Below are 11451 nucleotides of genomic sequence, written 5' to 3'. Positions count from 1 at the left end.
CGACGGAGATCACCATGACGGCCCTGTCCGACCTGACCATTGCCGAACTCGCCGCAGCCTATGGCGTCATTGCCGGCATCCCGATGTTGCCTCGCAGCTTCAACACCAAGACCAAGGCAATCAACCGCCTCGACTCTCTGCTCTCCCAGCGCGGCCTGACCATTGCTGATGCTCTACAGGCCGCCGGCCGCGAACCGGTGGAGGCTCCGACGCGGACAGCAGACCTTGAAGCCGCCGTCACCGCCATCGAACAGACCCTGGCCGCCGAACCACCCCGAGCGGTTAAAAGCCGCGCCGACAGCAAACAGGCCCAGGTGATCGCGATGCTCCGTCGGCCGCAAGGGGCCACCATCACGGAGATCGCGGCGGCCACCGGCTGGCAGGCCCATACGGTGCGGGGGGTCCTTGCCGGGGCGCTGAAGAAGAAGCTCGGCCTCACCGTCACGTCAGAGAAGGTCGAAGGGCGCGGGCGGACCTATCGGATCGCCACTTGAAGGAGACATCTCATGACGACCAGCGTTGATGTTCTCCGCGACGCCCTTGAACAGTTGCTCGCCGATGTCGAGGCGATCGCCGGCACGCCGAACGCCTATGGAATGCCGCTCGAGGATCCGGACCATCCCTTCCACAGCAGTGCCATGGCCGCGCGGACGGCCCTGTCTATGACGGCAACGCCCAAATCTGAGTGAGTCATCTCCCGGAGCCGCCGCCCCGTCCGGCGGCGATCTGGTCGAAACTGCCTTGACCGCCGTCCAGCACCGCCGCCTGTCCGGTTTGATTCTGCCAGCGGCCGACGATCACGTCGCAATAGGCCGGATCCAGTTCCAGGGCGTAGCAGACCCGCCCCACCGTCTCGGCGGCGACCAGGGTGGTGCCGGAACCGCAGAACGGTTCATAGACGACATCGCCCTGCGCGCTGTTGTTGACGATGGGGCGGCGCATGACCTCCACCGGCTTCTGGGTGCCGTGGGGCGTGGCGGCATCCTCGCCGCCGGCCGGGGCGATCGACCACAGGGTCGACTGGTCGCGTGCGCCCTGCCAGTGGCTCTTTGCGCCCTTGCGCACGCCGTACCAGCACGGCTCGTGCTGCCAGTGGTAATCTCCGCGCCCCAGGGCGAAGCGGCTCTTCGACCAGACGATCTGGGCCCGGATGTCGAAACCACAGGCCGTCAGGCTTTCGGCCACGGTGGTGGCGTGGATGGCGGCGTGCCAGACATAGGCAACATCGCCGGGAAACAGTGCCCAGGCCTCGCGCCAGTCGGCGCGGTCGTCGTTTGCGACCTTGCCGGTGCGCTTCGTCTTCGCCACGCCCGCCTGGTTTCGCCAGGACGGATCATATTCCACGCCATAGGGCGGATCGGTCACCATCAGGTGCGGGCGCGCACCGGCCAGCAGCCGCTCGACATCGCCGGCCAGGGTGGCGTCGCCGCACAACAGGCGGTGCGGGCCGAGAAGCCAGAGATCCCCCGGTCGGGTCACGGGCTCGGCAGGTGGTTCCGGCGTGGCGTCCTCGTCCACCAGCCCCGGTGCCGGATCGTCCAGGTTCAGCAGCCGGTTCAGTTCCCCGGCATCAAAGCCGAGCCCGTCCAGCGCGGTGCCTTCCTCGACCAGCCGCGCCAGTTCGGCCGACAGCAGCGCATCATCCCAGCCACCGTTCAGGGCGATCCGGTTATCGGCCAGGCGGAAGGCACGGGCCTGTGTCTCGGTCAGGTGGCCAAGCCGGATCACCGGCACTTCCGCCAGCCCCAGTCGCCGCGCCGCCAGCAGCCGTCCGTGACCGGCGATTAGCACGCCGCGATCATCAACCAGCACCGGGTTGTTGAAGCCGAACTCGCGGATGGAGCCCGCGATCTCCGCCACCTGCGCCTCGGAATGGGTGCGTGCGTTGGCGGCATAGGGCAGCAGCCGGTCCAGCGGCCAGCGTTCGATCTGGATATCGGTCAGCATCGGATCAGGCGGCGATGGCCAGGGTCACGCCCCGCGCGGCGGCGGTTTCGGCGAAGGTGCCCCCGCCCTCCAGCCTAGCCGGGGTGGCGGGGAATTGCTCATTCCAGCGGCGCACCGCAACATCGACATAGGCCGGTGCCAACTCGATGGCGCAGACCCGCCGGCCGGTGCGCTCGCCGGCGATCAAGGTGGTGCCGGAACCGGAGAACGGCTCATAGACGACATTGCCCGGATCGGCATAGGCGTTCAGGACCAGTTCGGGCAGCGCCACCGGGAACACCGCCGGGTGCTCCACCTCGATGCCGCGCGCCTTGTGGCGGCCGATGCGGATCACGCTGTCGGGGATGCGATGGGTCTGGGTCGGCTGCCCCGCATGGGTCCAGGCCCCAACGGTGCCGTCGGCCTTGCGCATGGCGGTGGAATGGCCGTCCGCCCGCAGATGGGTGTCAAGGCCGGCATATTTGCAGGGCACGATCTTGTTGGGCTTGCGGCCCTGCCGGTTGAAGTGGAAGACGAACTCGAAGCTGGGTGCCAGCCGCCCGCCCCAGTCGCCGGGCAGCCCCGGTCCCTGGTCCCAGACATACAGGTCGAAGCGGCGCCAGCCCTGGGTCCGCATCCAATCCAGCCAGTCCGACCAGTAGGGCAGCCATTCGCCGTCGCGGTGGATCAGGCCGAGGTTGACCAGCACCTGCCCGTCAGGGGCCATCGGCAAATGGGCGAAGACGCCCTGCATCAGCCCGTCCCAACGGGCGATACCGCCGGTGGTATAGTCGCGCTGCTGCCCATAGGGCGGGCTGGTGAAGCACAGCGCGGCGCAGTCCCCGCCCATCACCCGCGCCACCGCCGCCGGATCGGTGCTGTCGGCGCAGAGCAGGCGGTGCTCCCCCAGCAGCCACAGGTCGCCGGGCCGTGTCACCGGATCGGATGGCGGCTCCGGCGCCGCGTCGGGATCGGCACCGTCGGCGGCGTCCGGATCCTGGTCCGCTTCGTCGTCGAGCGCGACCAGGATCTGCTCGATCTCGCCGGCGTCGAAGCCGGTCAGCGTCAGGTCCACCGCGTCGATGCGCAGGTCTTTCAGTTCCAGCGCCAGCAACTCGTCGTTCCAGCGCGCCTCCTGGTGGCTGCGGTTGTCCATCAGCCGGTAGGCCCGGGCCTGCGCCGGCGTCAGGTCGGTGGCCACATGCACGGGGACCGTGGCCAGCCCCAGCCGTCGTGCTGCTTCCAGCCTTGTATGGCCGGCGACCACCACCATATCCCGGTCCACCACGATGGGCTGGCGCCAGCCATATTCGGCGATGGACGCCGCCACCTTGGCCACCGCCTCGGCATTGTGCCGCGGGTTGCGGGCATAGGGGATCACCCGCTCGATCGGCAGGTTGATGATCTCCACGATCTCTCCTGAAAGCGAAACGGGCGGCACACCGACGATGGCGGAAAACGAAACGGCCCGGCATCCGGCGTTTCGCCAATCGGCGGGGGCCGGATGCCATAAGCCCTTGGCTTTGCGGGCCCGGCCCGGCCGGCGAAACGAAATGCCCTGATTTTTCCGCGTCACTGGCGGAATGCCGAACCTCTGCCGCCAGCATAGGTTGTGGGCCAGGAAGGACCCAGAGGTCGCAACCTTATTGCTCACTGGCAAGAAGATCGGCAATGAAACAATCCACTGCCGGCGACCTGCGAGGCCCGCGTCCTGCGCGCGCCTCGCCTGAGCATGATGGAAATCTACCCCGGAACCGCCGTTCCCGTCTCAGCGAAAAGTGTCTGCCCGGTCGATTGCGCTACCCTACGCTGCCGCACGCCGCACGGACCATCGCGATCACCTGCTGGCGCGACCGCTTGCCCGGAACCCGCCGCCCGTTAAGCCGCCAGGCAATGACGCAGAGCGCATAGAGCCAGTGCTGGTGGGCGGTGGCGCGGGCCAGACCGACCTTCCAGCACACCTCCTTCCAGCGTTCGCCGCCGGCCCGCAGCCAGACGATCCGGGCATCCACCGGATCGAGCCCGATGGTCCAGCCAAGGCTTTCCTCCATGCGGCTGATAGCGGCGGCGGTGGGCAGCGGCGGGCGAAGCCGGGGCGGCTCGCGCCCGACCAGATCGCAGAACTCCGGCACGATCTGCGGCCAGGTGTTGAAGTAGCCGCCGATCCGCCGCTCGGGCAGGCGCTTCAGCACGTCGGCCGCCTCGGTCAGCCGTTCCTCGACCAGCAACGGGGTCCAGACGGGATCAGCCATGGCGGGCCTCCTTGACGGGGCGGTCGCCGTAGAGCTTGCGCCCGAGTTGCCGGACCAGTTCCCGCTCGGGCCAGGACAGGCGGGCATCATCGGCGCTGATCACCAGGATGCCCTGAGCCCGCCAGCCGTCGCGCTTGATGGTTTCCGGCGGCGTGCGGTCGCCACCAAACCCTTTGGGCAGGAAGCTCACGACACCCCTCCCGCCCGGTGCTGGATGGCCCAGAGCAGCAGCGCCAGGGCGTCGGCCTCGTTGTCATCCGCCGGATTGAACCCGCGCGCCCGGATGGCGGCGATCACCGCCGCCTTGCCGGCATTGCCCTTGCCGGTGACGAAGCGCTTGATCGTGCCCACCGGCACCGCCTCATAGGCGACATTCCGGTCCTCGCACCAGGCGGTCAGCGTGGCGAGGAAGCCGCCATAGACATGGGCAGCATCGGTGCCGGCATGGCGGCGGACCTCCTCGTAGACGACGAGACCGAGGCCGCCGGTCATGGTGGCGACCTCCCGCAGCCAACGGCGGAAGCGCAGATAGCGCATGCCGCCGCCGGACCAGCGGTCCTGGCGGAACGCCTCGGTGCCCGAGACGATGGTGCTGTCGCTGGCGCGCAAGGCCCAGCCCAAGACCGTGCCCAGGTCAAGGGCCAGGATGGACTGCGGTGGGCGGCTTGGCGCGCTGGGGGCTGGCCTGGGGTCCGGCGCTGCCGGAACGGGGAGCAGGAGGGACATGGTGAAGGCTCACGCATTGGTGGGCCTTCGGCTTCGGTCAGGGGGATGGAATCACAGGCCGGCGGACGGTGCAAGAGGGTCGTTTTCTTGCTGCGCTCATCCCTCGACGGTCCCAACCGTCCCATGTCCCAACGGGGGGTGCAAACATTCTATAGCAGAAATAATTTTAGCCATATTATGTGTATAAGTGGTAACTAACCACATCCCATGGGTGATTTTTCTCTCTCCATATTGCCTTTGCCAGAGGTTGGGACCGTTGGGACGGATGGGACAAAGCCAGGATTTCAGCGGCTTTCAGCGTGTCCCAACCTCCTGATGAGGTTGGGACGGTTGGGACATGTCGGGCGGGGTGAACTGGGAATGGGGCTCGGGCTTTGTCCCAACCTTGGCAGACGGCGCGGGGGTGTTTCAGAGGGGTTGGGACAGCAATCAGCAGACGGCGAGTGGGACAGAGCTGGCCATGTTTCCGGTCGCCAAACGTCCGTTTGACAGATGCCAGACGGTAGGTGGGAGTCTATGATCCCTTTGTACGGCTGCTTAGCGCTCCATTGTGGTCGTTCCGTAGCTCAACGGTGATCCCGTATAGCAGACCTAGAGAGTGTGGCGCCCCATCCAGTCTAATAGGCTGGCATATTTCATTGCGCGAAGCGATAATTCTTTTGGCGCAACCGAGTTGAACATCTATGACAACGTCTTTTCTGATCTCGCCCGATCTGTTGCCTCTCACCGGTCATACACCGGCTTTTTCTAAGGCGGGGGTCGGAGGTATTCTCGGGCCCAGCCTGGGCGCTTCTCTGCTTTCTGACCAATATGGCTTTCCGTTTGTTAAGCGTGGCCGGGCACTTCTTCTCGCCGCCGATTTCGGCGGTCATCATCAGAAACAGCATTTTGATACCTACACCTTTTTGATACTGGACTTAGCCAAGAACCAGGAATGGCTTTCGTGGCAGCATCACTATTTCCGCGATACAGTTTTACCGAATAGCCGCCGTATGTCGTTCAAGGCGCTCAATGACGGCATGCGACGGCGTGCGCTTGTTCCTTTTATGCAAGCTGCCGCAGGTATCGAAGGATGCTTGGTACAGTTTGCTATTTCGAAAGTGGGTGGATCACTTTTTACAGACCAAATTAATGATGAAATCGGCGCAGAATTGCTGAAAAAATGGAAGGTAACTGTTCAGGAGCGCCTGTTGCGAGTTCTGCATCTAAGCGCTTTTTTGCTTTCTGGCCTATCGACCCCGGGTCAAGATATTCTCTGGATTATCGATGAGGACGATATCGCTGCTAATGTCCCGCTGTTAACTAGCTTGACCGAATTGTTCGGTCGAGTTTTGTCGTCTTACAGTTCTCATACTCTGCGTCACATCCGCTGCGGCACAACCAGTACTTTCGAAGATGGCAATCTAATTTTTGAAGATATTGCGGCGATCGCTGATTTGACGACAGGTGCACTGGGTGAGCTTTGCACAGGATTTGTCAACGATGCTGTATTCCCGCGCAGAGGTCTCATCACACCCCTCCCTAATAATCTTACCTGGAAGACAAAGCTGATTGCCTCGTGGATGGCCGCGCCCGGATTTCGTATCCGACGTCATACAACAATCTTGGAAATGGAGCCTGGTTCAACAAAAAGTCGGATTACTACTCTAGGATGGAGAATGTACGAGGGTAGCGTGATTACCCTTCCATAGGGGTTGGTCCGCAGAAACTTCAAGATCAAGAAAGTGTTCGCCTTGGGTCAGATCCTGTCGAAGCAATGGAAGAGTAGGCGTTAACTACTCGGCGACGAACAGCCGCCCGTCCGCTTCCGGCCCCGTAGCCGATCCTATGCGCCTTCATACTTTTCATCGCCAAGCGTCGACGGCGTGTTTCCGGACAAGGTCGCCAACAAATCAATCGACCACCCACGCCGGCCGCCGATACCGCCACTCCCGTCGTCCACCCGCTCCTGCCTTGTACCGCTCCCATTGCCGGGCCTTCAGGTAAGCCGATACGCGCATCTGGTCGCCGCGTGACCACTTCCCTGTTTCGATGCCGAGCGCCCCCTCCAGGATTTCACCCACGGCTACGTCACAGACCGGCTGGTCGCGTTCGACCTCCTCGTCGTGCCAGTCGTCATAGCCGAGGGCACCCCGGTTGACGCGGCGGCGTTCGTGGGTCAGCCAGCGGTCGATGCGGGCGTCCCAGGCGTCGCCCTGGTAGCGGGCTTCCTGCTCCAGCTTGGCGGCGGCGATCAGGTCGGGATCGTCCAGCCACCAGATGGCGCCGTCGCGGTAACGGGCAACCGCCTCGGCCCAAAGCTGGTCGCGGTCCTGGCGCAGGCCGTCAAGGTCGATGCGGCCGCAGCGCAGTGGCCAGAAGCGGCGGTTGCCGGTCTCGTCGCGCAGATAGGTGTCGGGGTTGACCGACCCGGCGAAGACGCATTGCCGGGGCACGTCGATGACGTAGCGTTCATAGGGCGGGCGGTAGCGGTCGGTGGTGCGGGTCAGGAAGGCCTTGATGCGCTCCACCTCGGCCCGGCCAATGGCGTCCAACTCGGCGATCTCGATGATCCAGACGCCGCGCATCTGCTGGGCGCAGTCCTTGCTGCCGATCTCCGCCAACTCGTCGGTGAACCAGTCCTCGCCAGCCAGGATCTTCAGGGCGGTGGATTTGCCGGTGCCCTGTGGCCCTTCCAGGATCAGCATATGGTCCACCTTGGCACCGGGGTGCCGGATGCGGGCGACGGCGGAGATCAGCCAGCGGGCCCCGAAGGCACGGTTGAGCGGTGTGTCCTTGGCACCGAGATAACGGATGGCCCAGGTCTCCAGCCGTGGCGTGCCATCCCAACGCAGATGGTCGAGATAGTCGCGGACGGGATGGACGCGGATGTCGTTGGCGACCGCACCGACGCTGCGGCTGACCACCAGGGGCGTGACATTGATCTCACGGCGCTGGAGCCATTCGGCGCAGCGCACATCGTCGGTGGCGTTCCAGGGACGCGGGGCCTGGAACGGGGTGCTTTCCCAGGGCAGCGGGCGGGCCGCCAGAATCTCCTGCCGGAATTCGTCAAAGACCAGGGCACCGGCGAAGGCCGGATCGTTGGACAGGGCGGTGATGACATTGGCCTCGTTGCGCTCCGGCGTGCCGTCGTCGCCAATGCGCAGCATGGCGGCCCAGGGCGGGCGGATCGCCGGCGCATCGCCCCCGCCACCATTCAGCCGGCGGCGCAGGTCGCGGAGCTGCTTCTCCAGCACCGAAACCGGGATGCGGGTGGTCGCCTTGATGGTGGTCAACAGGTGCCGGATGGGCACCGGGTCGAGCCGCGCGGTGGCAATGGCACCGAGCAGCCGGGCGAGGTCCGTCATGTCGGGCGGGTGGGTCAGCGCGAACGCGGCGGCTTCCATCTCCGCCAGGGTGTGGAGCGTCGGGGCGGGTTGCCCGGCAGGCTTCAGGCCATAGTCAGCGGCGGTCGCCCCTTGCCGGAGATCGTCGTTGAAATCATCGCCATGCAGCGGAAGGACGATATTGTTGGGGATGTCCGCCCGGTTCAGCCGGTCGGCCAGCGCGGCGGCGGCCTGGCGGCCGGCGTCGCCAACATCGGCAAAGATGGTGACGTGGCGGGTGCCCTCCGGCCATTGGAACCGGCGCACGCCGTCGGCGGACAGCCCAGCCCAGGTGGGAATGCCGAAGATCGCCGTTGCCGCCAGCGCCGTCTCGATGCCTTCGGCCACGCCCAGGCGTCCGTCCGCTCCGATCACCCCCAGCCGGACATGCCCATCCGCAATCGGCCCCAGCATCTTCTTGCCCGGCGGGGCCTTGCCCGAACCGTCCTCCAGCAGGAACGTGCGATGGATGCCGCCGGTGGGTTGGCCGGCACTGTCGCGCACCAGGGCCACCATGCCGGGCCAGCCGCGCGCGCTGTCATAGTCGGTCAGGTCGTCATGGAAGAGCAGGTCCGGCGATCCGGGGTCTGACAAGCCCCGGCTGCGCAGATAGGTTTCCGCCACCGTGCCGGCCAGCGGGCGGCAGCCATCAAGGATGCGGGCAATTTCCAGGCTGTGGTCCGGTTTGGCAGCCGCGGGTCGGGCCACCGGCAGCGGTATATCCAGGCGCGCCAGCCGGGCCGCCTCCTCGAACAGCGGCGCGTCCTCCAGGCCGGTGGCGTAATGGATCAGGTCGATGGGGCCGGCGCTTTCGCCCGTGGCGAAGTCGAAGCCCCAGCCGGCATGGCTGCCGGCCAGATGGATGACGCAGGAGCCTTCGTTGCGCGGTGGCCGACCGGAAAGATCGGCACAGCGCAGGGTGCGGCGGTCAGCGGACAGGCGCCCCCTGGGGAACAAGGCCGGCAGCCAGTCGGGTGCCGATGCCGCCAGCCGGTCACGGACCTGGCGCAGATCGAACCGGGGCGGCGGCTGCCAGACATCGTTGAGGTCGATCATGCCAGGATCACCAGCCCCTTCTCGGCCCGGGTGATGGCGGTGTAGAGCCAGCGGGCGCGGTCCTCCGCCGTGCGGCCCAGACCGTCGTCCCAGACGATGACGTTCTCCCACTGGCTGCCCTGGGCCTTATGGCCGGTGATGGCCCAGCCGTAGGTCGCTTCGACCAGATGCCGCTTCTCCTTCCAGTCGCGGTCGTGGCGGTCCTTGTCCAGGGCGTGGTGATCTTCGAAATGCCCCTTGTAGAGGCGCAACCGCTCCCGCTTTCCCTCCGGGCCGACGGGGCCGATGGCGTTGCCGTCCTCGTCGGCCACCGTGGCGGAGAAATACAGGCTGCCCTCATCCACGATGTCGTCCAGGGTCAGGAACATGCCGTTGATCAGGCCAAGGTCGTTGCGGTTCTTCAGGCAGACGATTTTCTCGGCAGGTCCTGTCGGCAACCAGCCGCCATTGAGGCCGGCGGCACGGCGCAGGGCGTTGTTCAGGTGCAGCCGGGTGGCGTTCAGGCCGCAGATCACCTGACCGCCGCGCAGGCACTGCTCCGGCGTCACTGCCGTCTTGGCCAGCTTCCAGACGTGATCATCATGCCGGCCCATGGGGATCGGCCGGCCCTCGCGTGCCCAGGTGGCCAGCCGGATGACGGCGCTCTCCGCCGCCTGCCGGTGGATCTCGGTCAGCATGATGTCGGGATCCTGTTGCGTGAAGGCGCCTTCGCCCTTGATCGGTGGCAACTGGCCGGGATCACCCAGCACCAGGATCGGCTTGCCGAAGGACAGCAGATCGCGAGCCATGTCGGTGCCCACCATCGACACCTCGTCCAGCACGATCAGCCGGCAATGGGCGGCATCGCTGTCGGGGTTGAGGTCGAAGCGCGGCTTGCGCATATCCTTCAGCCCCTGGCGCATGGCCTCAACCGCTGCATCGGCGGTAACACGCTCAAAGCCGGACAGGGTGCGGGCCTGCTGCTCAGCCTCGGCGATCTTCTGCCGTGCCGCCTCGATCGCCTCCTCGGTCGCCTCGATCACCCGGTAGATCAGGCTGTGGATGGTGCGCGCCGGCGTGCCCTTGCGTCGCAGCACCAGGGCCGCCTTGCCGGTGAAGGTGGCCGTGACCACGCCCGGCACCATAGTACCGCCCTCCTTGCCGGAGCGGTGCGGGGCAAGGCCGAGATCGTCCAGCGCGAATTTCAGCACGGTGCTCTTGCCGGTGCCGGCATAGCCGAACAGCCGGAACACCGGCTGTTCGCGGGTGCGGTTCTCGAACCAGTCGCGGATGGCGGCGATGGCGCGGGTCTGGGTGCCGGACGGGGTGATGCCGGTCATGGCGCAGGCCCCCAGCAACGGTCCTGCCAGGCGCAGGGCGCGTGCCATTCGCCGCCGGTCCAGCCGCCGCGACACAGGGCCGAGGTGCGGTGGGCGGCGGCACGGGGGAGCAGTTCCTGCGCCGCGGATGCCTGCACCACCTCCACCGCCCGGTCGCTCATCCGCTGCGCCAGCGGCGCGTCATAGGGCACCAGTTCGGCGTGCAGTTCCCAGCTATCGCGGTTCAGCGCCGTGAACAGGACCGGTTCGGTCAAGTCCATATAGGCCTGATACAGCGCGATCTGTGCTGCGTAGACAGGCCGGGCCAGGGTTACGCCCCGCTTGACCACCTCCTTCCAGGAAGCCGCACCCAGGCACTTGTTCTCCCACAGCGCCGGATAGGCGATGGCGGCGGGACCGGAGACGACGCAGCCATCGATATGGCCACGGAACCGCCCATCCAGCGCCGAGAAGCCGAACTGACGGCCGTCCCGGCGGTGGGTGCGCAGATCGAAGCCGGCGGCGCGCAGCCAGTCGGCGACGACGTCCTCGCCGCGATGGCCGGCCTCGAAGATGCGCAGGGTGGCGCCCGTGAAGTCAGCCCCTGCATCCTTTGGCAGGGCGAGATAGTCGTACTGGATCTGGCGCAGGCATTCGCGACCGATGCCCGAGGTGCTGACATAGTGTCGGGGCGGCTGTGCCCGGTTGCGGGTGGCCAGGGCAGCATCGATGGCAGCGTTGATGGCGGCAGCAATGCCGGGGTCGCGGGTCGGTCGCTCATACTGGCAGCCGGAACCGTGGTTAAGGTCGATCATGGCGGCGGCCCGA

The 11451-nt window shown here is 66.1% G+C and carries 11 protein-coding genes; 3 read left to right on the top strand and 8 right to left on the bottom strand.

What is annotated here, in order from left to right:
* Nucleotides 1-14 precede the first annotated feature (14 nt).
* Together ACFQPS_RS07850 and ACFQPS_RS07845 are read left to right on the top strand one after the other, a co-directional pair.
* Nucleotides 15-494: a DUF3489 domain-containing protein gene (locus ACFQPS_RS07850; protein ID WP_377357917.1), complete on the top strand. Its 480-nt coding sequence runs from the start codon at nucleotides 15-17 to the stop codon at nucleotides 492-494.
* Between the two features lie 12 nt (nucleotides 495-506).
* Nucleotides 507-689 (top strand): hypothetical protein, encoded by a 183-nt coding sequence (locus ACFQPS_RS07845; protein ID WP_114393528.1) that lies wholly within the window; start codon nucleotides 507-509, stop codon nucleotides 687-689.
* 1 nt (nucleotide 690) lies between these two features.
* Here ACFQPS_RS07845 and ACFQPS_RS07840 read toward each other — a convergent pair whose 3' ends face one another.
* The 5 genes from ACFQPS_RS07840 to ACFQPS_RS07820 all read right to left on the bottom strand — a co-directional run bounded on the left by ACFQPS_RS07840 (nucleotide 691) and on the right by ACFQPS_RS07820 (nucleotide 4904).
* A complete protein-coding gene (locus ACFQPS_RS07840; RefSeq protein ID WP_377357915.1) occupies nucleotides 691-1947 on the bottom strand; it encodes a site-specific DNA-methyltransferase in 1257 nt (418 codons plus the stop codon).
* Between the two features lie 4 nt (nucleotides 1948-1951).
* Nucleotides 1952-3337 carry a DNA modification methylase gene (locus tag ACFQPS_RS07835; protein WP_377357914.1) on the bottom strand — a complete coding sequence of 462 codons (1386 nt, stop codon included), beginning with the start codon at nucleotides 3335-3337 and terminating at the stop codon, nucleotides 1952-1954.
* Nucleotides 3338-3725: 388 nt separating this feature from the next.
* Nucleotides 3726-4178, bottom strand: a complete 453-nt coding sequence (locus ACFQPS_RS07830; RefSeq protein WP_377357912.1) for a DUF6362 family protein — start codon at nucleotides 4176-4178, stop codon at nucleotides 3726-3728.
* Nucleotides 4171-4368 carry a hypothetical protein gene (locus ACFQPS_RS07825; RefSeq protein WP_377357910.1) on the bottom strand — a complete coding sequence of 66 codons (198 nt, stop codon included), beginning with the start codon at nucleotides 4366-4368 and terminating at the stop codon, nucleotides 4171-4173. Before ACFQPS_RS07825 ends, ACFQPS_RS07830 begins: the two co-directional genes overlap by 8 nt.
* Nucleotides 4365-4904, bottom strand: a complete 540-nt coding sequence (locus ACFQPS_RS07820; RefSeq protein WP_377357907.1) for a hypothetical protein — start codon at nucleotides 4902-4904, stop codon at nucleotides 4365-4367. Before ACFQPS_RS07820 ends, ACFQPS_RS07825 begins: the two co-directional genes overlap by 4 nt.
* A gap of 683 nt (nucleotides 4905-5587) precedes the next feature.
* Between ACFQPS_RS07820 and ACFQPS_RS07815 the strand changes: the two genes are divergently transcribed.
* A complete protein-coding gene (locus ACFQPS_RS07815; protein ID WP_377357905.1) occupies nucleotides 5588-6595 on the top strand; it encodes a hypothetical protein in 1008 nt (335 codons plus the stop codon).
* A gap of 201 nt (nucleotides 6596-6796) precedes the next feature.
* Here ACFQPS_RS07815 and ACFQPS_RS07810 read toward each other — a convergent pair whose 3' ends face one another.
* Genes ACFQPS_RS07810 through ACFQPS_RS07800 form a run of 3 tightly spaced genes read right to left on the bottom strand, consistent with a single transcriptional unit; the run spans nucleotide 6797 to nucleotide 11438 of the window.
* The gene (locus tag ACFQPS_RS07810; RefSeq protein WP_377357903.1) at nucleotides 6797-9325 is read right to left on the bottom strand and encodes a VapE domain-containing protein; all 2529 of its coding nucleotides are present in this window, start codon (nucleotides 9323-9325) and stop codon (nucleotides 6797-6799) included.
* A complete protein-coding gene (locus ACFQPS_RS07805; RefSeq protein ID WP_377357902.1) occupies nucleotides 9322-10692 on the bottom strand; it encodes an ATP-dependent DNA helicase in 1371 nt (456 codons plus the stop codon). Before ACFQPS_RS07805 ends, ACFQPS_RS07810 begins: the two co-directional genes overlap by 4 nt.
* A complete protein-coding gene (locus ACFQPS_RS07800; RefSeq protein WP_377357901.1) occupies nucleotides 10641-11438 on the bottom strand; it encodes a hypothetical protein in 798 nt (265 codons plus the stop codon). The genes ACFQPS_RS07805 and ACFQPS_RS07800 overlap by 52 nt, the downstream gene beginning before the upstream one ends.
* Nucleotides 11439-11451: the final 13 nt, after the last annotated feature.

The organism is Rhodocista pekingensis, from assembly GCF_042665545.1.
Lineage (GTDB): Bacteria > Pseudomonadota > Alphaproteobacteria > Azospirillales > Azospirillaceae > Rhodocista > Rhodocista pekingensis.
This window is presented reverse-complemented; position numbering and strand designations above follow the sequence as displayed.

What these genes read in the sequence shown, in the direction of transcription:
- ACFQPS_RS07850 (WP_377357917.1), top strand. Translation starts at nt 15, where the DNA reads ATGACGGCCCTGTCCGACCTGACCATTGCCGAACTCGCCGCAGCCTAT.
- ACFQPS_RS07845 (WP_114393528.1), top strand. Translation starts at nt 507, where the DNA reads ATGACGACCAGCGTTGATGTTCTCCGCGACGCCCTTGAACAGTTGCTC.
- ACFQPS_RS07840 (WP_377357915.1), bottom strand. Translation starts at nt 1,947, where the DNA reads ATGCTGACCGATATCCAGATCGAACGCTGGCCGCTGGACCGGCTGCTG.
- ACFQPS_RS07815 (WP_377357905.1), top strand. Translation starts at nt 5,588, where the DNA reads ATGACAACGTCTTTTCTGATCTCGCCCGATCTGTTGCCTCTCACCGGT.
- ACFQPS_RS07810 (WP_377357903.1), bottom strand. Translation starts at nt 9,325, where the DNA reads ATGATCGACCTCAACGATGTCTGGCAGCCGCCGCCCCGGTTCGATCTG.
- ACFQPS_RS07805 (WP_377357902.1), bottom strand. Translation starts at nt 10,692, where the DNA reads ATGGCACGCGCCCTGCGCCTGGCAGGACCGTTGCTGGGGGCCTGCGCC.
- ACFQPS_RS07820 (WP_377357907.1), bottom strand. Translation starts at nt 4,904, where the DNA reads ATGTCCCTCCTGCTCCCCGTTCCGGCAGCGCCGGACCCCAGGCCAGCC.
- ACFQPS_RS07800 (WP_377357901.1), bottom strand. Translation starts at nt 11,438, where the DNA reads ATGATCGACCTTAACCACGGTTCCGGCTGCCAGTATGAGCGACCGACC.
- ACFQPS_RS07830 (WP_377357912.1), bottom strand. Translation starts at nt 4,178, where the DNA reads ATGGCTGATCCCGTCTGGACCCCGTTGCTGGTCGAGGAACGGCTGACC.